The 23,256-nt window shown below is 70.1% G+C and carries 27 protein-coding genes; 11 read left to right on the top strand and 16 right to left on the bottom strand.

All coding sequences use genetic code 11. The features are described 5' to 3' along the window. Window positions 1–11: 11 nt before the first annotated feature. Genes ACO06I_RS12535 through ACO06I_RS12525 form a run of 3 tightly spaced genes read right to left on the bottom strand, consistent with a single transcriptional unit; the run spans window position 12 to window position 2,904 of the window. Window positions 12–944, bottom strand: a complete 933-nt coding sequence (locus ACO06I_RS12535) for a prephenate/arogenate dehydrogenase family protein (protein ID WP_421932901.1) — start codon at window positions 942–944, stop codon at window positions 12–14. Then, complete coding sequence (gene hisC, locus ACO06I_RS12530) at window positions 944–2,065, bottom strand: histidinol-phosphate transaminase (protein WP_421932900.1); 1,122 nt, start codon at window positions 2,063–2,065, stop codon at window positions 944–946. Before hisC ends, ACO06I_RS12535 begins: the two co-directional genes overlap by 1 nt. Before the next feature lie 32 nt (window positions 2,066–2,097). Further along, on the bottom strand, window positions 2,098–2,904 hold the full coding sequence (locus ACO06I_RS12525; protein WP_421932899.1) for a chorismate mutase: 807 nt from the start codon (window positions 2,902–2,904) through the stop codon (window positions 2,098–2,100). A 138-nt stretch (window positions 2,905–3,042) separates the two neighbouring features. On the opposite strand from ACO06I_RS12525, the gene ACO06I_RS12520 reads away from it, so the two are divergent. Continuing rightward, window positions 3,043–3,687, top strand: coding sequence for an HAD hydrolase-like protein (locus ACO06I_RS12520; RefSeq protein ID WP_421932898.1), 645 nt, complete (start codon window positions 3,043–3,045; stop codon window positions 3,685–3,687). On the opposite strand, the gene ACO06I_RS12515 is transcribed toward ACO06I_RS12520, so the two are convergent. Continuing rightward, the gene (locus tag ACO06I_RS12515; RefSeq protein WP_421932897.1) at window positions 3,684–5,348 is read right to left on the bottom strand and encodes a gamma-glutamyltransferase family protein; all 1,665 of its coding nucleotides are present in this window, start codon (window positions 5,346–5,348) and stop codon (window positions 3,684–3,686) included. The genes ACO06I_RS12520 and ACO06I_RS12515 overlap by 4 nt on opposite strands. Next, window positions 5,348–6,376, bottom strand: coding sequence for a DUF2125 domain-containing protein (locus ACO06I_RS12510; RefSeq protein WP_421932896.1), 1,029 nt, complete (start codon window positions 6,374–6,376; stop codon window positions 5,348–5,350). Before ACO06I_RS12510 ends, ACO06I_RS12515 begins: the two co-directional genes overlap by 1 nt. Before the next feature lie 34 nt (window positions 6,377–6,410). Between ACO06I_RS12510 and ACO06I_RS12505 the strand changes: the two genes are divergently transcribed. Continuing rightward, complete coding sequence (locus tag ACO06I_RS12505; protein ID WP_421932895.1) at window positions 6,411–6,950, top strand: gamma-glutamylcyclotransferase; 540 nt, start codon at window positions 6,411–6,413, stop codon at window positions 6,948–6,950. Here the strand turns inward: ACO06I_RS12505 and ACO06I_RS12500 are convergent. From ACO06I_RS12500 to ftsE, 4 genes are read right to left on the bottom strand one after another with little or no spacing between them, the layout of a single operon-like run. Beyond that, complete coding sequence (locus ACO06I_RS12500) at window positions 6,898–7,650, bottom strand: lysophospholipid acyltransferase family protein (protein WP_421932894.1); 753 nt, start codon at window positions 7,648–7,650, stop codon at window positions 6,898–6,900. The two genes, ACO06I_RS12505 and ACO06I_RS12500, sit on opposite strands and share 53 nt — an antisense overlap. A gap of 2 nt (window positions 7,651–7,652) precedes the next feature. Beyond that, window positions 7,653–8,270, bottom strand: a complete 618-nt coding sequence (locus ACO06I_RS12495; RefSeq protein ID WP_421932893.1) for a YdcF family protein — start codon at window positions 8,268–8,270, stop codon at window positions 7,653–7,655. Then, the gene (locus ACO06I_RS12490; protein WP_421932892.1) at window positions 8,267–9,157 is read right to left on the bottom strand and encodes a cell division protein FtsX; all 891 of its coding nucleotides are present in this window, start codon (window positions 9,155–9,157) and stop codon (window positions 8,267–8,269) included. Before ACO06I_RS12490 ends, ACO06I_RS12495 begins: the two co-directional genes overlap by 4 nt. Beyond that, on the bottom strand, window positions 9,154–9,879 hold the full coding sequence (gene ftsE, locus ACO06I_RS12485; protein ID WP_421932891.1) for a cell division ATP-binding protein FtsE: 726 nt from the start codon (window positions 9,877–9,879) through the stop codon (window positions 9,154–9,156). The genes ACO06I_RS12490 and ftsE overlap by 4 nt, the downstream gene beginning before the upstream one ends. A gap of 297 nt (window positions 9,880–10,176) precedes the next feature. Here ftsE and ACO06I_RS12480 point away from each other — a divergent pair, with 297 nt between their 5' ends. Continuing rightward, complete coding sequence (locus ACO06I_RS12480; RefSeq protein ID WP_421932890.1) at window positions 10,177–11,070, top strand: DUF3426 domain-containing protein; 894 nt, start codon at window positions 10,177–10,179, stop codon at window positions 11,068–11,070. Continuing rightward, on the top strand, window positions 11,063–11,605 hold the full coding sequence (locus tag ACO06I_RS12475; RefSeq protein ID WP_421932889.1) for a phosphoribosyltransferase: 543 nt from the start codon (window positions 11,063–11,065) through the stop codon (window positions 11,603–11,605). Before ACO06I_RS12480 ends, ACO06I_RS12475 begins: the two co-directional genes overlap by 8 nt. Before the next feature lies 1 nt (window position 11,606). Here the strand turns inward: ACO06I_RS12475 and ACO06I_RS12470 are convergent, their stop codons facing one another. From ACO06I_RS12470 to argH, 4 genes are all read right to left on the bottom strand, one after another. Beyond that, complete coding sequence (locus ACO06I_RS12470) at window positions 11,607–11,819, bottom strand: hypothetical protein (RefSeq protein WP_421932888.1); 213 nt, start codon at window positions 11,817–11,819, stop codon at window positions 11,607–11,609. Between the two features lie 71 nt (window positions 11,820–11,890). Further along, a complete protein-coding gene (lysA, locus tag ACO06I_RS12465; RefSeq protein WP_421932887.1) occupies window positions 11,891–13,171 on the bottom strand; it encodes a diaminopimelate decarboxylase in 1,281 nt (426 codons plus the stop codon). Beyond that, window positions 13,168–13,452, bottom strand: a complete 285-nt coding sequence (locus ACO06I_RS12460; RefSeq protein WP_421932886.1) for a hypothetical protein — start codon at window positions 13,450–13,452, stop codon at window positions 13,168–13,170. The genes lysA and ACO06I_RS12460 overlap by 4 nt, the downstream gene beginning before the upstream one ends. Further along, window positions 13,449–14,867 carry an argininosuccinate lyase gene (argH, locus tag ACO06I_RS12455; RefSeq protein WP_421932885.1) on the bottom strand — a complete coding sequence of 473 codons (1,419 nt, stop codon included), beginning with the start codon at window positions 14,865–14,867 and terminating at the stop codon, window positions 13,449–13,451. Before argH ends, ACO06I_RS12460 begins: the two co-directional genes overlap by 4 nt. Between argH and ACO06I_RS12450 the strand changes: the two genes are divergently transcribed. From ACO06I_RS12450 to ACO06I_RS12440, 3 genes are all read left to right on the top strand, one after another. Next, window positions 14,868–15,491, top strand: a complete 624-nt coding sequence (locus ACO06I_RS12450; RefSeq protein WP_421932884.1) for a TlpA family protein disulfide reductase — start codon at window positions 14,868–14,870, stop codon at window positions 15,489–15,491. Window positions 15,492–15,691: 200 nt separating this feature from the next. After that, a complete protein-coding gene (locus tag ACO06I_RS12445) occupies window positions 15,692–15,895 on the top strand; it encodes a cold-shock protein (protein WP_304697500.1) in 204 nt (67 codons plus the stop codon). 226 nt (window positions 15,896–16,121) lie between these two features. Beyond that, complete coding sequence (locus ACO06I_RS12440) at window positions 16,122–17,978, top strand: ATP-binding protein (protein ID WP_421932883.1); 1,857 nt, start codon at window positions 16,122–16,124, stop codon at window positions 17,976–17,978. Window positions 17,979–18,021: 43 nt separating this feature from the next. On the opposite strand, the gene ACO06I_RS12435 is transcribed toward ACO06I_RS12440, so the two are convergent. The 3 genes from ACO06I_RS12435 to ACO06I_RS12425 all read right to left on the bottom strand — a co-directional run bounded on the left by ACO06I_RS12435 (window position 18,022) and on the right by ACO06I_RS12425 (window position 19,648). After that, a complete protein-coding gene (locus ACO06I_RS12435; protein ID WP_421932882.1) occupies window positions 18,022–18,444 on the bottom strand; it encodes a helix-turn-helix domain-containing protein in 423 nt (140 codons plus the stop codon). Window positions 18,445–19,055: 611 nt separating this feature from the next. Next, window positions 19,056–19,400: a c-type cytochrome gene (locus ACO06I_RS12430; RefSeq protein ID WP_421932881.1), complete on the bottom strand. Its 345-nt coding sequence runs from the start codon at window positions 19,398–19,400 to the stop codon at window positions 19,056–19,058. Continuing rightward, a complete protein-coding gene (locus ACO06I_RS12425) occupies window positions 19,400–19,648 on the bottom strand; it encodes a hypothetical protein (protein ID WP_421932880.1) in 249 nt (82 codons plus the stop codon). The genes ACO06I_RS12430 and ACO06I_RS12425 overlap by 1 nt, the downstream gene beginning before the upstream one ends. A 167-nt stretch (window positions 19,649–19,815) precedes the next feature. Here ACO06I_RS12425 and ccoN point away from each other — a divergent pair, with 167 nt between their 5' ends. The 4 genes from ccoN to ccoP are packed head-to-tail and all read left to right on the top strand — an operon-like array spanning window position 19,816 to window position 23,252. Next, window positions 19,816–21,474, top strand: a complete 1,659-nt coding sequence (ccoN, locus tag ACO06I_RS12420) for a cytochrome-c oxidase, cbb3-type subunit I (protein WP_421932879.1) — start codon at window positions 19,816–19,818, stop codon at window positions 21,472–21,474. An 11-nt stretch (window positions 21,475–21,485) separates the two neighbouring features. Further along, window positions 21,486–22,223, top strand: coding sequence for a cytochrome-c oxidase, cbb3-type subunit II (ccoO, locus tag ACO06I_RS12415; RefSeq protein ID WP_421932878.1), 738 nt, complete (start codon window positions 21,486–21,488; stop codon window positions 22,221–22,223). Next, a complete protein-coding gene (locus ACO06I_RS12410) occupies window positions 22,220–22,399 on the top strand; it encodes a cbb3-type cytochrome c oxidase subunit 3 (RefSeq protein ID WP_304697491.1) in 180 nt (59 codons plus the stop codon). Before ccoO ends, ACO06I_RS12410 begins: the two co-directional genes overlap by 4 nt. Continuing rightward, on the top strand, window positions 22,386–23,252 hold the full coding sequence (gene ccoP, locus ACO06I_RS12405; RefSeq protein WP_421932877.1) for a cytochrome-c oxidase, cbb3-type subunit III: 867 nt from the start codon (window positions 22,386–22,388) through the stop codon (window positions 23,250–23,252). The genes ACO06I_RS12410 and ccoP overlap by 14 nt, the downstream gene beginning before the upstream one ends. The last annotated feature ends 4 nt before the right edge of the window (window positions 23,253–23,256 follow it).

Here is a 23,256-nt window from a genome sequence, read left to right as displayed (position 1 = left end):
CGGCGACGAGGCTAGTGCTTGCCGCGGTCGCGGCCGAAGTTGGGTTCGGCGCTTTCCTGGCCCGCGGCGATGATGCCGCGGCGGATCTCGCGGGTGCGGGTGAAGAGCTCGAACAGCTTGTCGCTCTCCCCCCAGCGGATCTGCCGCGACAGGGCCTGCAGGTCCTCGGTGAAGCGGCCCAGGATCTCCAGCACCGCCTCCTTGTTGGCGACAAAGACGTCGCGCCACATGGTGGGATCGGACGCGGCGATGCGGGTGAAGTCACGGAAGCCGCCCGCGGAATACTTCATCACCTCGGCCTGGGTGACCTCCTCCATGTCGGCGGCGGTGCCGACGATGTTGTAGGCGATCAGGTGGGGCAGGTGGCTGGTGACGGCCAGGACCAGGTCGTGGTGCCTGTCATCCATCTGTTCGACATTGGCGCCCAGGGCCCGCCAGAACTCCGAGAGCTGGCTGACCGCCTCGAGATAGGCCTCGTCCTGCCGGGGCTGCGGGGTGAGGATCACCCAGCGGCTCTGGAACAGCTCGGCGAAGCCGGCGTCGGGGCCGGAATGCTCGGTGCCGGCGATGGGGTGGCCGGGCACGATGAAGACGTTGTCGGGCAGGGCGGCGGTCAGGGCGGCGGCGACCGAGCCCTTCACCGAGCCCACGTCGGTGACGGTGGCGCCGGGCTTCATGGAGGGCGCGGCGGCCTTGGCGGCCTCGCCCATGGCCAGGACGGGCACGGCGAAGACCACCAGGTCGGCGCCGGCGACGGCCTCGGCGATGTCTCCGGTGACCTTGTCGGCATAGCCAAGCTCGACGATGCGGTCGCGGTGGGCCGGGCTGAGGTCGGCGACGATCACCTCGCCGACGACGCCGGCCTCGCGCGCCGCCAGGATGACCGACGAGCCGATCAGGCCGCAGCCGATCACCGCCATGCGGGGATAGATGATCTCGCCCATCAGGCGGCCATGAAGGCGGCGAGCGCCTCGGCCACGGCGCGGTTGTGTTCTTCGAGGCCGATGGTGATCCGCAGGTGGTCGGGCAGGCCGTAGCCACCGACGCCGCGCACGATGATCCCCTTGGACGCCAGATAGGCCTCGGCCTCCCTGGCGGTCTTGCCGGGGGTCTTCGGGAACCCCACCAGGACGAAATTGGCTGCGGAGGGTACGGGATCGAGGCCGATCCCCCCCAGTTGCTGGGTCAGCCACGGCCGCCACTGTTCGATCAGGGCCAGGGACCGGGTTTGGAACTCGTCGTCCCCCAGGGCGGCGACCCCGGCGAGCTGGGCCGGGATATTGACGTTGAAGGGCAGGCGGATGCGGTCCAGCGCGTCGGCGATCGGGGCGGGCATATAGGCCCAGCCCACCCGCAGGGCGGCCAGGCCGTGCAGCTTGGAGAAGGTGCGGGTGACCACCACGTTCTCGAACTCGGCCACCATGGACATGCCGTCCTCGAAGCTGGGGTCGGCGACGAACTCGGCATAGGCGCCGTCCAGCACCAGGATGACGCTGGCGGGCAGGCCGGCATGCAGGCGGCGCACCTCCTCGCCGGTGATCCAGGTGCCGGTGGGGTTGCCGGGATTGGCCACGAAGACCAGGCGCGTGCGGGCGTCCACCTGCTCCAGCAGGGCCTCGACGTCGATCCGGTGATTGATCTCCTTGGCGAACTTCACCTGGGCCCCGCAGGCCCGCGCCCCGATGGCGTAGGCGCCGAAGCCGAACTCGCCCTGGACGATGTTGTCGCCGGGTTCGAGGAAGGCCTGGTTCAGCAGCTGGAAGATCTCGTCGGAGCCGCAGCCGAAGATCAGCTGCTCCGGGGCCAGGCCGTACTTTTCGGCGATGGCGGTCCGCAGGATTGTGGTGCGGCCGTCGGGATACATGTGCAGCAGGTCGACGGCGCCGGCGAAGGCGTCCTTGGCCGCGGGGCTGCAGCCCAGGATGTTCTCGTTGGCCGACAGCTTCAGCGGATGGGCGATCCCCTCGACCTTGGACTTGCCGGGCACATAGCAGGCGATGTCGAGGATGCCGGGCTTCGGCGTGGGGCGCGGGGCGGCGGCGCGGTCGAGGACGGTGTCGGACATGGGACGCTTCAAGCGGGGATGAGGCCCGCCTCTTACACGTCCAGGGGCGCCGGCGCAGCCCCGATAACCCCGGAAAGGCGCCCGGGCGCCCGCGCCAGGCGTTCGTCGCCCGCCTGGTAGAAGCCCATCAGGGCGAAAAGCTTGAGGCCGCCGGCCTCGGCGATCAGGTCGCCGGCCACCCCGTCGCGACCCAGGGCCTCCTCGATGGCGGCGGCCGAGCCGGGGGCGTCGGTGACCCAGAAGGTGCGGTCGTCGCCCGTGGGCTCCACCTCCACCTCGGCGACGGCCAGGGCGCTCATCGGCCCCCAGGCGGCCAGGCAGGGGAGGGCGGCGAACACCTGCAGCTTGGGGTCCGCCAGCAGCCGGCCCCACCAGGGGGTGTCGGCGGCCAGCGTCAGGACGCCCACCCCGCCCAGGGTCCTGGCGGCGGCCAGCGCCTCCTCGGCCTTGGGGGTGGCGCGCAGGGGCGGGGCGGCGCCGAAGCGGTGGCGGGCCAGCTCCACGGACCGGGCGGCGTCCTTGCCGCCCCAGACGGTGATGTGGAAGGGCCCCTGGCGCGAGAGGCTGTCGCCGATCAGCTCGCGCCAGATGCGGACGACGAGGCTGGGCCTCGCCGCCGAACGCTCCTTGGCCAGCAGGCGACGGAGAAGGGCGGTTTCGCGGCCGGGGCGCAGGGCGAACTTGTCGCCGTCGCCGGCGGCCTGCTTGGCGGCGGCCACATCCTTGGCCAGGCCGGCGCGCTCGTCGATGAGGGCCAGCAGGGCGGCGTCGATCTCGTCCAGGCGCGCGCGCACGGCGTCCAGCGACGGCGCGGCGGGCTTGGGATCGGCGTCGGCCATTTTGTCCCCCGAAAACGAAGGTTCGGCGCTTAAGTCATCGCGGGACCCCGCGCAATAGGGCCGTCCGCCGCAATAAAGTTGCACGGGAAACCGGTTGCCCACTTTGCGAGGTCGGCGCAGCCCCTCTAGGGTTCGGTCATGGCCCCGACCCTGCTGCTCGATCTGGATGGCACCCTGACCGATCCCGCCCCCGGCATCCTCGCCGGCGTCCGTACGGCGCTGACCGCGATGGGCCGCGAGAGCCCGCCGGATCGTGACCTGCTGTCGGTGATCGGCCCGCCGATCCGCGTCTCGTTCCGGCGGCTGCTGGGGGAGGACGGCGATGTCGAGGCGGGCGTGCGCCTCTACCGCGCCTATGTCGCCGAGCGGGGACTCAAGGAGGCGGCGGTCTATCCGGGAATCTTCGAGGCCCTGGCGGAGCTGCGCGAGGCCTATGCGGGCAGGGTCTTCATCTGCACGGCCAAGTCCCAGCCCTTCGCGGAGGCGACAGCCGACCACTTCGGCCTGCGCCCCTACCTGGCCGGCGTCTATGGAGCGGAGCTCGGCGGTCGGTTCGAGGACAAGGCCGACCTCATCGCCCACATGATCCCCGCCGAGGGGATCGACCCGGCCCACGCGGTGATGGTGGGCGACCGGAGCTACGACATGATCGCCGCCCGCGCCAACGGCCTGACCGCCATCGGGGCGCTCTGGGGCTATGGCTCGGAGGTGGAGCTTCGGGAGGCCGGCGCCCACGCCCTGTGCGCCGCGCCGCGCGACCTGCCAGCCGCCCTCAAGGCCTAGAACCCCAGCGCCATGCCCTCGGCGCGGGGATCGGAGCCGCCGGCCAGGACGCCGGTTTCCGGATCGCGGGCGATCACCTGGGCCGCGCCGCCGCCGCCCCAGGGGGAGAAGCGACGCAGGGTGTGGCCGCAGGCCTCCAGACCCGTCAGGACCGCCTCGCCGGCGCGGGTCTCGACCTGCAGCTCATAGGGATTGGGCAGGGTGGAGGGATCGGTCCCGGGCCAGACGGTCCAGCGCGGGACCTCAGTGGCGGCCTGGACGTCCAGGCCCCCGTCGATCAGGGCCACCAGGGTCTGCAGGTTCCACTGCGGCTGGCCGTCGCCGCCCGGGGTGCCGCCGACGATCACCGGCCGCCCCGAGGCGTCGGCCACGGAGAAGCAGTTCAGCGTATGCACCGTCTTCTTGCCCGGCGCGAAGATGTTCGGATGCCCGTCCTCCAGGGAGAAGCCGCGTCCGGCCCGGTTGTTGAGGACGATCCCGGTGTCCCCGGCCACGACCCCGCTACCGAAGTTCGACGAGACCGACTGGATCAGGGAGACCATCATGCCCTGGCCGTCGGCGACGCAGAAATAGGTGGTGTCGCCCTCGGCCATTTCCCCGGCCGGGACGGTGGGGTTGGCGCGTTCGGGATCGATGGCGGCGAAGCGGGTCTCCGCCCAGGCCTTGGAGAGCAGGGTCTCCAGGTGCGGGTCTCCGAAGGCAGGGTCTAGGGCGAACCCCAGGCGGTCGGCATAGGCCAGCTTGATGGCCTCGGCCAGCAGGTGGATGGCCGCGGCGTCGCCGCGCGCCAGAACCGCGCCGTCGACCCGCTCGGCGATGTTCAGGGCCTCCAGCAGGATCATCCCCTGGCTGGGCAGGCCGGTCTGGAAGACGGTGTGGCCGCGATAGGTGGTGGAGATCGGCGGCGCCAGCACGGTCTCGTGGCGGGCCAGGTCGTCGGCCGAGAGCGCCCCGCCGTGGGCGGCCATGAAGGCGGCGATGCGCTGAGCGATGTCGCCGCGATAGAAGGCCTGGGTTCCCTGGGCGGCGATGGCCCTCAGGGTGCGGGCCAGCTCGGGCTGGCGCAGGACGGATCCGGCCCGGGGGACCTCGCCGCCCGGCAGGAAGACCGCCGCCGAGGACGGATACTGGCGCAGCAGGTCTTCGGAGGTGGCCAGGAAGTGGGCGCCGATGGGGGTCAAGGGGAAGCCCTCGGCATAGCCGATCGCCGGCTCGGCCAGCTCCGCCAGGGGCCGGCTGCCGAACCGCGTCAGCAGGGCGCCGAAGGCGTGGACCATGCCCGGCACAGCCACCGACAGCGGACCCCGGAAGGGCATCTTCACGCCGGTCGGGCTGGCGTCGCCATGCCGGCGCATCTGCTCAAGGGTGGCTGAGCGCGGCGCAACACCGCTGCCTAGGACCGTCATCGGATGCCGATGCTGGGGGGCATGGACGATGGCGAACAGGTCGCCCCCCAGGCCGCACATCTCGGGCATGACCACGGCGGCGGTCAGGCCGCCCGCCACCGCCGCGTCCACCGCGTTGCCGCCGCGCCGCAGCACGTCGAGGGCGGTGGCGACGGTCAGGGGATGGGCGGCGGCCACCATGCCCCCGCGCCCCAGGCTCGGCCCCGTGCGGCGGCGGGAGAAGGCGGCCGGGGCGACGGAGGGCTGTCCGAGCATCAGTAGATCCGGGGGGAGGGTCCGATGGCCACCGGCCCCAGCGTTGTGCGGCCGGCTTCGAAGGTCAGGGTGGCCCGCGCGGTGGAGGCGCTGTCCTCCCGCGCGGCGGCGACGGCCGCGGCGGCGAGCGCCGTCTCCGGCGGGATCGAGCCGTTGGCCGCCATGGCGGCGAGCGCCTTGGGCGCCTGGCGCAGGGTGACGTCCATGGAGCCCACCAGCCGCCCGTCATAGCCCACGCCGAGCTGGCCGGTCTGGGAGCCGATCAGGGCGTCGCCGGCGGTGACCCCGGCCTGGCGCACCTGGATCAGGCCGCCGCCGTTGCTCCAGGCGCGGACGGCGGTCGGCCAGGTCTGGCCCTTGAAGCCGCTCATCTTGGTGAGCACGGAGTCCCAGACGATGGAGACCGGCTTGTCCCGGGCCAGGCGGGCGAACAGGCCGCTGAGCTGGGCCTTGCCGTTGTCGAGCTTGAACATCACCGCCCCCTGGTCGTCGGGGCCGGGCCGCAGGTGCAGCTCCACCTTGTCGGCGGCCGAGAGGCCGAAGGGCTGGGCCCCGGCGCCGGGGGCGAAGGTCAGCTTGCGGCCCTCGAAGGAGAAGCTGGGGGGGCGCTTGCCGAGGTCCCCCAGGCTGGCGCGCAGCAGCTCGCCGCGCACCTCCACCGGACCACCGATGGGACGGGTCAGGGTCAGGCCATCCGGCGCGGCCATGATCCAGTGACCGAGGGAATAGAGGAAGGCCTCGCCCTCCAGCTTCGGGACGGCGATGGCCCAGCCCGAAGGGTCGCGGACCCGGGCCTCGGTCAGCACCACGTCCAGGCGGAAGGGATAGCCCCCCAGCACCCGGTCCTTCCAGGAGACCTCGTAGCCGGCGGCGCGCAGCTGGGCGGCGGCGGCGTCCATGCGGGTCGCGGCCTGGCCCCGCACCTGGAACCAGAGCGCCGTCCACAGGGCGATCCCGATCAGCAGCAGGACGAAGGGCGCGTAGAGCCAGAACCGTCGCGGTTTGCGGGCGGGTTCCGGATCGGGCACAGGGGAAGCTTCGGGGGTCTTGGAACGGCGGGCCATGTCTGTTGAGCGTTGGGTTTTCGGTTACGGGTCGTTGATGTGGCGGCCTGGCTTTGACTATGTCGAGCGCCAGGGCGCCACCCTACATGGCCGCCGCCGCGCCTTCTGCATCTATTCCGTCCACCACCGGGGCACCTATGAACGTCCGGGCCTGGTGCTGGGTCTCGCGCCGGGCGGCGCGGTGCGCGGGGCCGCCTATCGGGTGGCGGAGAGCGACTGGGACGCGGTCTACGCCTATCTGCGGGAACGCGAGCAGCCCACCGAGACCTATGTCGAGAGCTCGGCCTTCGTGCGCCTGGCCGACGGCCGCCGGGTGGAGACCCTGGTCTTCCTCTCCGACACCGGCCACCCGCAGTGGGCGGGCGCTCTGAGCCTTGAGCGCCAGGCCGAGCTGATCTGCGGGGCCACCGGTCTGTCGGGGCGCAATGTCGACTATCTGCGCGACCTGGTGGAGCACCTCCACCAGGAGGGGGTCCACGACGCGGTCATGTCGCGGCTGCTGGGGCTGGTCGAGCAATGTGAGCGGGATCTTCGTTGACCAGCCGGTTGGTGGCGGTCTCGATGCGGTCCTGCAGGGTGCGCATGAACTCCGCCCGCTTCAGCCCGGCCGGGATCGGCTCCAGGTACTCGAAGACGATGGTCCCCGGGATGCGCTGGAAGCCGTGGCGGGGCCAGTGGACCCCGGCGTTGGTGGCCATCGGATAGACGGGCAGGTCCAGCTCCCGGTAAAGGGCCGCGATGCCGGGCTTGTAGTCCCCGGGCACGCCGGGCTCGACCCGCGTGCCCTCCGGGAAGATCACCAGCTGGCGGGGAATCCTGAAGCGGTCCTTGGCGTCCTTCACCAGTTTGCGCAGGGCCGTGGCCTGGCCGGCGCGGTCCACCTCGATCATGGTCGCCTTCTTGGCGAACCAGCCGAAGAACGGGATCCACATCAGCTCCTTCTTGGTGACGAAGCAGGCGTCGGGCAGCAGGGAGAACTGGGCGAAGACGTCGAACATGCACTGGTGCTTGGGCGCCACCAGGGCCGGGGTGGTGGGAATGAACTCCCGGCCGCGCACCTCGACCCGAATGTCGGCCACCACCTTCAGCAACAGGATGATCCCCCGGCTCCACAGGTGGAACACCGCGATCGTCCAGCTGCGCGGGGCGAGCAGCAGCGGGGGCAGCAGCAGGACCGCGACGAAGGCCGACCAGGCATAGAAGGTCACGACGAAGAGGATGGAGCGCAGGTTCTGCAAGGTCAGGCCTTCTTGTCTTGGACCGGGGCCTCTTTGGGTCCCAGGCTCCGCACCGCCTCGCGGCCGAGGATCGCCAGATACTTGGAATATTCCACGATCATCAAGCGGGCGCCGCCGCTGGTGCGCCACCAGCGCTTGGAGTCCACCACCTTGGTGGCGACGGGATAGGGGCGCAGGTCGATGTCGGGCATGGTGGCCCGCAGCTCCAGCATGGCGCGGGGCATGTGATAGTCGGCGGTGACCACGATCAGGCTATGATAGCGCAGCTTGCGCGCCCAGTCGGCGGTCTCCCGGGCGTTGCCCACCGTGTCGGCGGCGGTGAAGTCCAGGTCGACGCAGCAGTCATAGAGCCGGCGAACCGCCTTGCTCACCGTGCGGATGTCCTCGCGGCTGGCCTCGGGATTGACCCCGGAGACCAGCATGCGGGCGGCCTTGCCGTCCTCCAGCAGGCTGACCCCGGCGGCCAGGCGCTCGTTGGAGCCCGCCCCGGTCAGGGCCACCACGCCGTCGGCCCGCGCCGGCTCGGGCGGCGGCGTCGAGGTCTCGATCCGTGCGGTGAAGGCGAGCAGGCCCGCCGTCCAGATCGCGGCCAGAACCAGCAGGGCGACCAGGCTTCTCATGTCATCTTCGCGATCAGGGCCTGGGCGGTGAGGCGCGCGGCCACCGCCGCCACCAGGCCCGCGGCCACGGGGCAGGGCAGGACGGCCAGCAGGTCGGTCCAGGCGATGGGCAGCACAGGGGTCAAGCCTTGGCCCCCTCCCATGAGGCGCAGTATCGCCCCCATGATCGCCGCCCCGCCCGCCCCGAACAAGCCCGCGACGGCGGCCATTCGCGCGAACCGCACCTGGAACAGCCGGGCGATGAAATCGTCCTCGGCGCCGGCCAGGTGCAGCACCTCCACCACCTCGTGGCGGGCGGTGAGGCCCGCGCGGGTGGCGAAGGCCACGACGGCGCCGGCGGCCGCGGCGATCAGGGCGAAGACCCCGATCCCGATCCAGCGGGCGAAGCCGGCGGCGTGCTGGATGTCCTTGAGCCAGACCGAGTGGTCGTCCACCACGGCGTCGAGGCCCTGGGCCTTGAGGGCCTTGTCCAGGGCCTGGGCCGTGGCCGGCGCCTTGCGGTCCAGCTCCACGGCCACCAGCCGGGGCACCGGCAGGTCGTCCAGGTCGGCGGCGTCGCCGAGCCAGGGGGCCACCAGGGCCTCGGCCTTCTCCTTCTCCAGGGCGCGGACCTCGCCGACGCCGGGCACCCCGGAGAGCGCCTCGGCGGCGCGGGCGGCGGCGCTGTCGGGGGTCTCGGCGCCCTTGGGGCGCACGATCACCGTGGCCTGGCCGGTGAGCTGGTCGCTCCAGCCCCGCGCGGCCCGATCGGTGGCCAGGACGGTGAGCGCCGTCAGGCAGGCCAGGAAACAGAGGGTCGCCACCACGAAGGTCAGGGATCCGTCCCGGGCGTCGGCCTCGGGCAGGAAGGGAGCTGGCTTCCAGCGGCCCGGATCGAAGTCGGTCATGCCGCGCCCCCGACGGGTCCGAGGGCTGTCAGCCGTCCATCCTCCAGGTGCAGCACCGGCTTGCCCGAGCGGGCCACCAGGTCCTGGTCGTGGGTGGCGATCAGCACCGTGGTGCCCAGGCGGTTGAGCTCCACGAACAGCCGCAGGATGCGCAGGCCCATCTCGTGGTCGACATTCCCCGTGGGCTCGTCGGCCAGCAGGATGTCGGGGCGGTTGACCACGGCGCGCGCGATGGCCAGGCGCTGCTTCTCGCCGCCGGCCAGGGTGGCGGGCATGGCGTGCATGCGGCTGCGCAGGCCCACCCAGGCCAGCAGTTCGGCCACGTCCTGCCGGTAGCTGTCGGGCTTGCGGCCGGCGATCCGCAGGGGCAGGGCGGCGTTGTCGAAGGCGGTCATGTGGTCCAGCAGCCGGAACTCCTGGAACACCACCCCGATCCGCCGGCGCAGCATTGGTTGTTCCTTCACCGGGATGGCCGACACGTCCTGGCCGAACAGATGCATCAGGCCCTTGGAGGGTTTGGCGGCCAGGTAGATCAGCTTCAGCAGCGAGCTCTTGCCCGCGCCGGAGGCTCCGGTGAGGAAGTGGAACGACCCCGGGGCCAGGGAAAAACTCAGGTCCTTGAGGGTTTCGGGGCCGCGGCCATAGCGCATCGACACATCGTCGAAGGCCAGGATGGCCCGGTCGGCGTCGAGCGCGCCCTGCGCATGCGGCTGTCTGGACATCGGCCTTCCCGGCTACCCTAAGCTCGAACGATGCGCCAGCGGAACCGCCGCCGGGGCCGGGCCGCCGGCCCGGACTCGCGCGAGGCGCGAATCTCGCGGGGACAATCCGTCGCCCCCAGGAATTGCGGGGGCGCAAGTCCCAAATTCCAGGAATCGCGATAAGACTGTGCGTTGGAGTCGCAGTCCGGTCCGGGGGCCGGAGGGGATTTGATCGCCGATACGACAAGTGATACCGGGGCGGCCTCAGGAAGGCCGTTCGAAACCAATAGCTTGGGCTAAGAGACCAATTCAGCCTTCATGATCCTCACCTGTCCAGAGTGCACGACCAGCTACTTCGTGGACGACCGCAAGGTCGCCCCGGAGGGCCGCACGGTGAAGTGCGCCTCCTGCGGTCACAAGTGGACGGCCTATCCCGAGGCGGCCCTGGAGCTGGACCTGTCGGAGGAGGAGGGCGCGATCGCTCGCGAGGCGACCGAGCCCGAGCCTGAGGCGCCGGCGGCGCTCAGCGACCTGCCGGGCGCCGAACTGCCCAAGGTGATCCGCGCCAAGGTGGAGACCAGCCGCAAGGTGCGCGAGGCCGCCGCCCACGGCATCGTCTGGGCCGGCATGGCCGCGACGCTCGCCGTCGTGGTGGGCCTGGCCGTCGTGTTCCGTGTCGACGTGGTCAAGATCATGCCCGGCTCGGCCCGGGCCTATGCCCTGGCCGGCCTGCCGGTGAACACGCTGGGCCTGGTGATCGAGGGCCCCCGCGCCGAACCGGCCCTGCAGGATGGCCATGCGGCGCTGTCGATCTCCGGCATGATCCGCAATGTCGAGGATCATCCGATCGTCACCCCGCCCCTGAAGATCGAGCTGCTGAACAAGGCCGGCAAGGCCATCGTCACCAAGATCGCCCGGCCCGCCGATCCGGTGGTGCCGCCGGGCGAGACCCGCCACTTCGCGCTCGCCATCCTCGATCCGCCCACCACGGCCCACGACCTGCAGATATCCTTCGCGCCGGACACCGAGACCTCCAAGGGCAGGAAGACCCACGCCAAGGCGCCGATCCCCGCGCCCTCCCACGCCCCGTCCCTGCGCGGCGCCTCCGAGGCGCCGGAGCCCGAGGCGCATGCGCCAGGCCTCGCCCCGTCGCCGGTGGAGGCCAAGCCCCTGTCCTCCGACAGCCCCTACGCCCTGGAGCCCCATGGCTGATCCCAGTGTCGGGGGCCGCGTCCCCACCGTCCTGCTGAGCGAGGCCGAGGTCGCCGCTCGGGTCGAGGCCCTGGCTGCCCAGATCGCGCCCCGCATCGACGATGACGCCGTGGCCGTCTGCCTGCTCACCGGAGGTCTGTGGTTCGCCTCGGACTTGACCCGGGCGCTGTCGCGCCAGGGGCGTCACGTTCGCTTCGACGCCCTGTGGCTGGCCTCCTACGGCGACGAGCGCGCCAGCCTCGGCCGCTGCGAGGTCCGCGCCGATCTGCAGCGTCCGCTGTCGGGCCGTACGGCCTTGATCATCGACGACGTCATCGACACCGGCCTGTCGCTGTCCGAGGCCAGCCGCCTGGTCCGCGACGCCGGCGCCGCCCAGGCCTTCACCTGCGTCTTCGCCTCCAAGCCCTGGCCCACCCCGCGCGCCATCGTCCCCGACTTCGTCGCCTGGGAGGCGCCGGCCCGCTATCTCGTCGGCTACGGCATGGACGCGGCCGGCGCCCTGCGGGGCCTGCCCTATATCGGGGCGCTGGACTGAGCTACGGCGCGTGACGCTTGGCGCGCAGCTTCGGCGCGAGCTTCCAGGCGATGGGCGGGGTCAGGATGATCGACAGGATCACCACGATCGGCAGCAGCACATTGGCCTTGGCCGACAGGGCCGGGATCATCAGCACCGGAATGGCGCCCATGCCGAACAGCACGCCGGCGACCATCAGGGCGAGGATGGCGGCGATATAGACTCGCGTACTCATGAGGGGACCTCCTAGGTCACCCTAGGCAACGAGGGGCGGGACGCGCGGTTCCGGACCCTCACGCGCTCAAGTCAGGTCGTCGGCGTCAGCCAGTCCGGCATCCGCTCCCTGGCCAGCATGTCCTCATAGGTGGGGCGCGGGCGGATCACGGCGAAGCGGTCGCCGTCCACCAGCACCTCGGGGACCAGCAGGCGGCTGTTGTACTCGCTCGACATCACCGCCCCGTAGGCGCCGGCGCTCATGAAGGCCACCAGGTCGCCGGCCTCTAGGCGAGGCAGGTCGCGGTCGCGGGTGAAGGTGTCGCCGGTCTCGCAGATCGGCCCCACCACGTCATAGGTGACCGGGTCGCCGGCCCGGGCCTTCACCGGGCGGATGTCGTGATAGGCGTCGTACATGGCCGGCCGGATCAGGTCGTTCATGGCCGCGTCCAGCACCGCGAACTTCCGCCCCTCGGGCCGCTCGTGGATGTGCTGCACCCTCGACAGCAGGATCCCGGCGTTGGCGCAGATCATCCGGCCGGGCTCGAAGGCGAACTGGACGTCCAGGCCGTGCATGGTGCGCGCGATCATCGCGGCGTACTCGGCCGGCGAGGCCGGGGTGGGCATGTTGAAATAGGGCACGCCGAGGCCGCCGCCGAGGTCCAGGCGCTCGACGGCCAGGCCCTCGCCGCGCAGGCGCTCGACGAGGCCGCGCATCTTGACGAAGGCCTCCTCCAGCGGGGCCAGGTGGGTGATCTGGCTGCCGATGTGGCAGGTGACGCCGACGGGCTTGAGGCCGGCGTTGTTGGAGGCCTGGGCGTAGAGCCGCTCGGCCTCGGAGAAGGAGACCCCGAACTTGTTGTCGGACTTGCCGGTGGAGATCTTGGCGTGGCCGCCGGCCGAGACGTCGGGGTTCACCCGGATGGCGATCACGGCCCGGGTTCCCATCGACTGGGCGACCTGGGAGGCCATGTGCATCTCGGGCTCGGACTCGACATTGATCTCGCCGACCCCGTGCTTGAGGGCGAAGGCGATCTCCGCCTCCGTCTTGCCGACGCCGGAGAAGACGATGCGCTCGGGGGGCACGCCGGCGGCCAGGGCCCGGCGAATCTCGCCCTCCGAGACGGTGTCGGCCCCGGCGCCCATCCGGGCCAGGGTGCGCAGCACCGCGACGTTGGAATTGGCCTTTACGGCGAAGGCGATCAGCGGGTCGCCCAGGCCCTCATTGACCAGGGCGTCGCGCAGCACCGTGTAGTGCCGCTCCAGGGTGGCGGTGGAATAGACATAGACCGGTGTGCCGACGTCCTCGGCGATGGCGGTCAGGCCGACGCCCTCGCAGGCGAGCTCGCCGCCCGTAACCTCGAAGTGGTTCATCGCGGGCGGGCGTAGGGATCGTTGAGGGCGCCCTGGGGCCCGCTGGCCATGGGATTGTTGGTGCTCTCGATGGGAACCGAGCGCGAGGGCGAGGGATCGGAATTGGTGTCGCGCGGATCGATGGTGCGGATCGAGCGGGTGGGCTCGGCGCCGGCGTCAGCGTTGGAGCGGGCGTGGCCGATGGGGCCGGGGCGTTCCAGCTCGCCCATCTTGCCGCAGGCCGACAGGCCGCCGGCGGCGAGCGCGAGGGCCGCGATCATCACGAGGGGGCGAAGGGTCATTTCAGCATATCCTTCCAACGCGCGATCTGAGCGCGAACCTGGTCCGGCGCGGCGCCGCCGTAGCTTTTGCGGCTTCCGACCGAAGCGCGCGGTGTCAGAACGTCATAGACCTCGGCCGTGATCCCCTGGGAGAGGGCCTGGAGCTCCTTGAGCGGCAGGTCGGAGAGGTCGCAGCCGAGCGCCTCGGCCCGCTTCACCGCCGCCCCTGTGACATGGTGGGCGTCGCGGAAGGGCATGTCGAGGGTCCGCACCAGCCAGTCGGCCAGGTCGGTGGCGGTGGAGAAGCCGGCTCCGGCGGCCGCGGCCATCCGGGCCGAGACCGGCTCCATGTCGGCCACCATCCCGGCCATGGCCGCCAGCGACAGCTCCAGGGCGTCGAAGGCCTCGAAGGTGGGGACCTTGTCCTCCTGCATGTCCTTGGAATAGGCGAGCGGCAGGCCCTTCATCACCACCGCGAGCTGGGTGAAGGAGCCGAGCAGGCGCCCCACCTTGGCGCGCACCAGCTCGGCGGCGTCGGGGTTCTTCTTCTGCGGCATGATCGAGGAGCCGGTGGTGAAGGCGTCGGTCAGCTTGATGAAGCCGAACTGCGGCGTCATCCAGACCACGATCTCCTCGGCCAGGCGCGACAGGTGGATGGCCGCCAGGGTCGCCGCCGCGAGGGCCTCCAGCGCGAAGTCGCGGTCCGAGACGCTGTCGAGGGAATTGGCGGTGGGCCGGTCGAAGCCCAGGGCGCGCGCGGTGGCGTCGCGGTCGATGGGGAAGGGGGAGCCGGCCAGGGCCGCGGCGCCCAGCGGGCATTCGTTCATGCGACGCCGGGCGTCGGAAAAGCGGCCGGCGTCGCGGCCGAACATCTCCACATAGGCCATCATGTGGTGCCCGAAGGTGACGGGCTGGGCCGGCTGCAGGTGGGTGAAGCCGGGCATCAGGGTCTCGGCGTGGGCCTCGGCCTTGGCGATCAGGGCGTGCTGGAGGGCGCGCAGCTGGGCGACGGTGCGGTCGCAGGCGTCGCGCACCCACAGGCGGAAGTCGACCGCCACCTGGTCGTTGCGCGAGCGGGCGGTGTGCAGCCGGCCGGCCACCGGCCCGATCAGCTCCCGCAGCCGGGCCTCCACGTTCATGTGGATGTCCTCGAACTCGTCGCGGAAGGGGAAGGTCCCGGCGGCGATCTCGGCCTCGATGGCCTGCAGCCCGCCCTGGATGGCCTGCTCGTCGGCGCTTGTAATGACGCCCTGCTTGCGCAACATCGCCGCGTGCGCGCGGGACCCCGCCAGGTCCTGCGGCGCCAGGCGCTTGTCGAACCCGATGGAGACGTTGATCGCCTGCATCAGTTCGGCCGGTTTGGCGCTGAACCTTCCGCCCCACATGGCCTGGCCAGATGCGGGCTTGTCAGAACCGTGAGTGGAGTCGTCGGACATATGAGCCAAGCACCCGAGGAGACGGCGAAGCCCAGATCGGGCCTCCTGAAAGGCGCGCTCTGGGGCGTCGCCCTGCTAGGCGTCGCGGCGGTTGTCTACATCATGGCGCAGGCATCCATAAACCCCCGCCAGACAACCAGCCTCAAGAGCCTGGCCAAGGGCGAGATGGCCAAGCTGGTCTTCCCGGCCGAGGCCGGCCCCGCGCCGGCCACCAGCTTCCAGGGCGCGAACGGCGAGACGCTTCGCCTGGCCGACTTCAAGGGCAAGGTGGTGGTGGTCAATATGTGGGCCACCTGGTGCGGTCCCTGCGTGATCGAGATGCCCACCCTGGCCAAGCTGGCGGCCGAGTATCAGGGCCAGCCGGTGGCCGTGGTGGCGGTGAGCGTCGATGGCGACCGGGACGCCGACAAGGCGCGGGCCTTCATCGCTCAGCACGCGCCCCTGGTCTTCTACCGGGACCCGAAGCTGAAGCTGCCCTACGATTTTAAGCCTGCGGCCACCGGCATGCCCACCACCGTCATCTTCGGCAAGGACGGGGTCGAACGCGCCCGTCTGTCGGGCGGCGCCGACTGGTCGGGACCCGAAGCCAAGGCGGTGATCGACAGGGTCCTGGCCGAAAGCTGACCGCCATTTTGGGTTGACCGTTTCGCCGGGGCGTTGAACAAATTCTCCCGCAATCGCTGATTTGGGCCTGCAGACGTTCCTCCCCCCGCCCTCGGCGGACCCGAACAAGCGCCGTTCCCAGACCACCAGGATTGTCACCCGGGCGAACGCGCGCAGGCCTGATCGCCCACCTGAAACGGCTTGTCAGGGAGCGACACGACATGGCCACCGGTTCGGTCAAGTGGTTCAACACCACCAAGGGCTACGGCTTCATCCAACCCGACGACGGCGGCAAGGACGTCTTCGTCCACATCTCCGCGGTCGAACGCGCGGGCCTGCGCGCCCTCAACGAGGGCCAGAAGGTGAGCTACCAGGAGAAGGAAGAGCGCGGGAAGATCGCCGCGGTCGACCTGAAGGCGGAGTAGGGCCCAAGGCCCGATCCGCGGGCCTTCGATGGAGGCCCTCTCCCTAGCGGAGGCGCCGTCCGTTTCCGTTCCGGGGCGCCGCCAAGGCGGAGCCTGTGGCACGGCGTCGCAAGCCCCCCGCCCAGCCTCGGTTCAGGCGCGAGCTGGGCTATGGACGAAAGCCAATCTTTACCCTCCGGTGCGGCTATGGAGCCAGGTCCGGAAGGGGCTGGGAGGGCGCCGATCCATGGATGCCGCCGCGGACGAAGCTGCCGCCTGGTTCTTCGAAAACGCCCTCGACATCTTCGTGGTGTTCAAGGGCGGCGTCATCGAACGGGCCAATCCCGCTTGGCACGCCTTCTCCGGCTGGAGCGAGGCGCAGACGCGGGGCCGGGCCTTCGCCGACTTCATCCATCCCGACGACACGTCCCTGGTGCAGGCCAAGCTGGAGGAGCTGGCCCGCGACGGGGCGATGGCCTGCGAGCTGCGCCTGGGGCCCATCGCGGGCGAATGGCTTTGGGTGCGCGCCCGGGCCAAGGGCGCGGCCGAGAGCCGGGTCCTGGTGGTGATCCAGGATGTCAGCGCCGAGCGGCGGGCGGCCAAGGCGCAACGCGAGGCCGGTCGGGTGGCCGAGCTGCTGGGCATGACCGCCGGGGTCTACATCTGGCGCTTCGATTGCGAGACCCGCGAGTACGATCTCAATCCCCTCGCCGACGGCGGAGCCCCCGCCCAGCCGGTCGCCGAGGCGATCTTCCTGTCGGCGGTGCATCCCGACGACCGCCCCGAGGTGTCCGAGCGCTGGGAGCATAGCCTGCTCACCGGCGAGATCGGCCGCGTCGAGTATCGGCACCTCACCCCCCAGGGCTACCGGCGGATGCAGAGCACCTGGGCCGGGATCGCACTGCAGGCCAGTGGCGGCTGGGAGCTGCTGGGGGTCAGCCTGGACGTCACCGATCTCTCCGACGCCCGCGACGCCGCCCTGGAGGCGGCCGAGGCCAAGAGCCAGTTCCTGGCCAATATGAGCCACGAGATCCGCACCCCCATGAACGGGGTGCTGGGGATCCTGCACCTGCTCAAGGGCGACGTCCTGACCGAACGGGGACAGGACCTGCTGCGGGAGGCCCTGGCCTCGGGCGCGACCCTGGCCCAGATCCTCAACGACATCATCGATTTCTCCCGGGCCGAGGCCGGGCGCCTGGACCTGGCGCCGGAGCCCACCGACCTGGCCGCGGCCCTGGATACGGTGGCCGGCATGGTCGGCGCCGACGCGCGGGGCAAGGGCGTGACCCTGTCCCTGAGCGCCCCGGCCGCGCTCGGCTGGGCCCGCCTCGACCCCGTGCGCCTGCGTCAGATGATCTTCAACCTGGCCAGCAACGCGGTGAAGTTCACGCCGCGCGGCGAGGTCTCCATCCGCCTGGAGGCCAAGGGGACGGGAGAGGCCCAGCGCCTGCGCGTCGAGGTGCGCGACACCGGGATCGGCATTCCCGCCGACGCCCAGGCCGGACTGTTCGACCGCTTCCAGCAGGCCGACGGCTCCCTGACCCGGCGGTTGGGCGGTTCGGGCCTGGGCCTGGCCATGACCAGGGCCCTGGCCGAGACCATGGGCGGGGCGATCGGCTGTTCCAGCACCGAGGGAGCCGGCTCCACCTTCTGGTTCGAGATCGCCGCCCCGGCGTGCGGCCGGGAGACCGAGGCCGGCGACGCCGGACGGTGTCTGGAGGGGCTTAGGGTCCTGGTGGTGGAGGACAATCCCACCAACCGCCTGGTGGCCACCCACATGCTCAGCGCGCTCGGCGCCAGCGTCGAGACCGCCGATGACGGGGCGCAGGGCGTGGCCTGCGCGCGAACCGGGGACTACGACCTGATCTTCATGGATATCCAGATGCCGGTGATGGACGGCGTTCAGGCGACCCGCCAGATCCGGGCCCTGCCGGGGCCGGCGGCCCACACCCCGATCGTCGCCACGACGGCCAATGTCCTGGCCCATCAGATCGAGGCCTATCGGGCCTGCGGCATGGACGGCTATGTCGCCAAGCCGGTGTCCCCGGCGGCCTTGCTCGCCGAGATCGCCCGGCTGGCCGCGCGGGACGAAGCCGCGGCCTGATCAGCCGCGGAGCCGTCCCAGCTTCCCCCTCGGCCTGCCGCGGCTAGGCCATTTCCTTCTGCTTGCTGCGCAGGGCGCCCTCCGGGCTGGTCAGGGCGCGCATGAAGCTCACCAGCGAGGCGCGCGCGTCCTGGGGCAGCTTCTCGAAGGCGGCCAGGAGCTCCAGGGCCCCAGGCGTCCGCATGCGCGAAAGCAGGTCCAGGTCGCCGACTGCGTCGTGGCCAGGCGTGTCCAGCACGTCCATCAGGTCGACGACCCGGCAGCGCAGGGCGCGCGCGATCTGAACCAGGCGGGAGAAGGAGATGCGGTTGGCGCCGTTCTCGTACTTCTGAATCTGCTGGAAGCTGACGCCGCATTGTTCGGCCAGAGCTTCCTGCGACATCCCGATGGTGCGTCTGCGGATGCGCACCGCCGCGCCAAGCGCGACGTCCATCGGATCGGGGGTCTTGTTGGATAGCTCCGCCACGGTGTTCTTCTCCTGGGCCCTTCGGCGCGCACGATCGGGGGAAACCAGCGCGTCACTGCAAGATTCGGTGAGTAAAGGCGAATATTACAACTTTGCAAAGCGACATGACGGTCGCACCCCGACAATGTGACGGTCAGAGCCAACAAAAGCGTGAAAACCCCCGCGTTCTCAGTGTCCAAACTTGAAAATCAGTCTTAATGGCGCCTGATTTGCGCTTTCATGGCTGTCACACGAGGCCCATTACGCCCCTCGGCCACGGCGCCACCGGTGTCCTGAATTTGGGCCTATACTCATATTGGGTAGAAATCGCTCAACGAACTTGAGTTTTGGATTTCACCAGATCGGGTAGTGCAACCGACGCGAGTTATCAAAACTGAGCGCGAGCGAGCCGCGCCGTGTCGCCGCCGCGCATCGCCCGGTGAATACCGCACGGCGACTTTTCGGCGCGCCGAACGGCGCGAGTGTCGCGCCCGGGCGCCCGGCGGAGTGGAAATCGGCCTGCGGAGGCCAGCAGATTCCGTGCCGGACCTTGAGCCGGTCAGGCGATCGGGCCGCGCGGCCGAGGCGGGAATTCGGTGCGTCGTTCCGCGGCGACCGAAAAGGGGTGAGGCCTAGCGGCGCTCGAGGCTGTTCAGATAGGCCGCCACGTCGCCGGCCTCGTCCGAATGGATGGCGAAGGGCGCCATGTCGTAGTGGCCGGTTTCGCTGATCTCGGTCAGCCGGCGCTGCAGGGTCAGGGGAACGAAGCGGCCGGCCAGCAGGCGGAACGGCGGCGCCTTGCGGCGCGGGCTCTCCCCCGTCAGCCCGACGGCGTGGCACGCCGCGCAGTTGCGCTCGGCGAAGACGCGGCCGCGGGCCTGCGCAGCGGCGACCGGATCGGCGGCGGCCTGGGCCGCGCCCGCCGTGGCGATCGCCAGGGCGGCGGCGAAGGTCGCTGTGGCGAGGGGACGGGCCATCAACGGGCCCGGGGCGCCTTGGCCGCGACCCGCGCCAGACGCTGCTCGGCGGCGCCCCAGAGGCTCAGGGCGGCCAGGGCCAGCAGGGGGGCGGCGTAGCAGGCCCAGCAGTGAGCGTCCCCGGCCTGGTCGAGACCGCAGATCACGCCCCGTTGGGAGGTGGCCCAGATGTGAGCGAGCGCCACGCCGGCGGTTCCCGCGGCGGCGGCGGCGAGGGCCGCGACGGCGGCGAACAGGGCGGACTGCATCGGGTCCGCTGGTTGAGTACGAGGCATCGGGTTCCTGCTCCACTGCCGGATATCCGGCAGGGACAGTGGTGCCCCGCGACCTCTTGGATGGCGTTGATCTACGTCAAGGCCTTACCCCAGGATACCCGGCATCCCCCGACCACATTCGCTAAGCGGGTTGGGGATTCATGACACAGGTTTCGATCCGGCAGGACGACGGCGCGCCACTGGACGCTGTTCTGCTCTATATATTCACAGGCGTCGGGGCCTTCGGGGCCCTGCTCGCCGCGGCCTTCACCCAGGATCCGCTGTTCCGGTTCCACGCCTTCATCTTCCTGGCCGCCTTCGTCCTGGGCGCGGCGGCCATGACGGCCGGGGTGGCCTACGGGAAGTTCAAGCCCGATCCGAGCCGCTATTCGGACGGCGTGATCCGCGCCGGGGTGATCGCCACCATGTTCTGGGCGGTGGTCGCCATGCTGGTGGGGGTGGTCATCGCCGCCCAGCTTTCCTGGCCCAACATCTTCTATTTCCCTGAGGCGGGCTGGCTGAACTTCGGTCGCCTGCGGCCCCTGCATACCTCCGGGGTGATCTTCGCCTTCGGCGGCAACGCCCTGATCGCCACCTCCTTCTGGGTGGTGCAGCGAACCTGCCGCGCGCGGCTGGCCGGCGGCGTCGCCCCCTGGTTCGTCTTCTGGGGCTATCAGCTGTTCATCGTCCTGGCGGCCACCGGCTACCTGGCGGGCATCACCCAGTCCAAGGAATACGCCGAGCCCGAGTGGTACATCGACCTGTGGCTGACCGTGGTCTGGGTCGCCTATCTGCTGGTCTTCCTGGGCACCATCTGGAAGCGCAAGGAACCCCACATCTACGTGGCCAACTGGTTCTATCTCGCCTTCATCATCACCATCGCCATCCTGCACATCGTCAACAACATGGCCCTGCCCGTGGGCCTGCTGAACCATCGCAGCTACTCGGTCTATGCCGGGGTCCAGGACGCCCTGGTGCAGTGGTGGTACGGCCACAACGCGGTCGGCTTCTTCCTGACCGCCGGCTTCCTGGGGATGATGTACTACTTCGTGCCCAAGCGGGCCGAGCGGCCGGTCTATTCGTACCGCCTGTCCATCGTCCACTTCTGGTCGCTGATCTTCATCTACATCTGGGCGGGCCCGCACCACCTGCACTACACGGCCCTGCCGCAGTGGACCCAGACCCTGGGCGCCACCTTCTCGATCATGCTCTGGATGCCCTCCTGGGGCGGCATGATCAACGGCCTGATGACGCTCTCGGGCGCCTGGGACAAGCTGCGCACCGACCCGGTCATCCGGATGATGGTGGTGGCCCTGGCCTTCTACGGCATGTCCACCTTCGAAGGCCCGCTGATGAGCCTGCGGGAGGTCAACGCGCTCTCCCACTACACCGACTGGACCATCGGCCACGTGCACTCCGGGGCGCTCGGCTGGGTCGGCTTCATCAGCTTCGGCGCCGTCTACTGCATGGTTCCGTGGCTGTGGAAGAAGGACAAGCTCTACTCCAACCAGCTGGTGGAGTGGCACTTCTGGATCGCGACGACGGGCATCCTGCTCTACATCGCCGCGATGTGGGTCTCCGGCATCATGGAGGGCCTGATGTGGCGCGAGTACACGCCGCAAGGCTTCCTGGCCAACAGCTTCGTCGAGACTGTCGCGGCCAAGCACGTCGAGAACATCATCCGCACCATCGGGGGGCTCATGTACCTCTCGGGCGCCGTGATCATGTCCTACAACATTTGGCGGACGGTTCGGATGCCGGGTCATGAGGCCCTGCCTCAAGGCGCCAGCTCCCTCCCCGCCTTCGTCGCGGCTGAGTAGGGGGCCAGACCATGTGGAAGAAACACGCCAACTTCGAGCGTCATTCGCTCTGGATGATCATCGGCATCGTGATCGTCGTCTCCATCGGCGGCCTGGTGGAGATCTCGCCGCTCTTCTACCTCGAGAGCACCATCGAGAAGGTGGACGGGGTTCGCCCCTACACCCCCCTCGAACTCGAGGGCCGGGACATCTACGTCCGGGAGGGCTGCTATGTCTGCCACTCGCAGATGATCCGCCCCCTGCGCGACGAGGTCGAACGCTACGGCCACTACAGCCTCGCCGCCGAGAGCATGTACGACCACCCGTTCCAGTGGGGCTCCAAGCGCACCGGGCCTGACCTGGCCCGGGTCGGGGGCAAGTACTCCGACGGCTGGCACCGTGACCACCTGACCGATCCCCGGTCGGTGGTGCCGGAATCGGTGATGCCGCCCTACGCCTTCCTGCGGAACAAGGACCTCGACTATCGCGACATCCAGGACAAGCTGGCCGCGATGACCAAGGTCGGGGTGCCCTACACCCAGGATCAGATCGACCACGCCACGGACGATCTGGAGGCCCAGGCCGATCCCTTCGACTCCCGCGCCACGGCCCTGAAGAAGCGTTACGGCGCCAAGCTCGCCCAGCGCGACTTCGACGGCGACCCCGGCCGGCTGACCGAGATGGACGCCCTGATCGCCTATCTCCAGATGCTGGGCGGCCTGGTGGACTTCCGGACCTATCACGCGGAAAGCCCGGAGAATCAGCGATGAGCGACCTCTCTTACGAGGCGCTCGCGCGCTTCGCCCAGCAGGGCGGCACCCTCTACTTCGGGCTGCTGTTCTTCGCCGGCTTGATCTACGCCCTCTGGCCACGTCACGCCGAAGATTTCAAACGCCTCGCGGCTCTGCCGCTGGAGGACAGTGAGGACGACCATGTCCCATCGTGAAACCGACGAACATTCCGGCGTCGAAACCACCGGCCACGAGTGGGACGGCATCCGGGAACTCGACAATCCGCTGCCGCGCTGGTGGCTGTACATCTTCTACGGCTGCATCGTCATCGCGGCGATCTACTGGGTGCTGATGCCCTCCTGGCCGGGCGTCAACAGCTACGCTAAGGGGGTCCTGCACCAGTCCGACCGCGTCGAGGTGGCCAAGCAACTGGCCGAACTGCAGCACCTGCGCGGCGCCGAAGGGGCCATGCTCCGGACCGCGTCGCTGGAGACCATCGAGAAGGACCCCAAGCTCCAGGCCTACGCCCTGGCGGTGGGCCAGTCGGTGTTCGGCGACAACTGCGCCACCTGTCACGGCGTGGGCGGCACCGGCGCCAAGGGCTACGCCAACCTGCGCGATGACGTCTGGCTCTGGGGCGGCACCCTGGAGGATATCCAGCACACCATCCAGGTGGGGATCCGCTCGGACAATCCCCATGCGCGGCAGTCCCAGATGCCGGCCTTTGGCCGTGATCAGATGCTGCAGCCGGCCCAGGTCGACGATCTGACCGAGTTCGTGGTCGCCCTCTCGCGGCGGCCGGCCAATGTGGCCGCCATCAAGCGCGCCGCACCGGTCTTCGTCGAGCAGTGCTCCATCTGCCACGGACCCCAGGGCAAGGGCGACATCACCAAGGGCGCCCCTGACCTGACCGACGCCGACTGGCTCTACGGGCCGGATCGCGCGGATATCCACAACCAGATCTGGAACGGCCAGGGCGGCGTCATGCCGACCTGGGAGGCCCGCTTCAGCCCCGAAACCATCAAGGCCCTGGCGGTCTACATCCACGCCAACGCCGGCGGCCAGTAGAGCG

The sequence above is a fragment of the Phenylobacterium sp. genome (assembly GCF_965229015.1).
GTDB lineage: Bacteria > Pseudomonadota > Alphaproteobacteria > Caulobacterales > Caulobacteraceae > Phenylobacterium.
The sequence above is the reverse complement of the archived record's forward strand: the minus strand, read 5'-3'. Positions and strand labels throughout refer to the sequence as shown.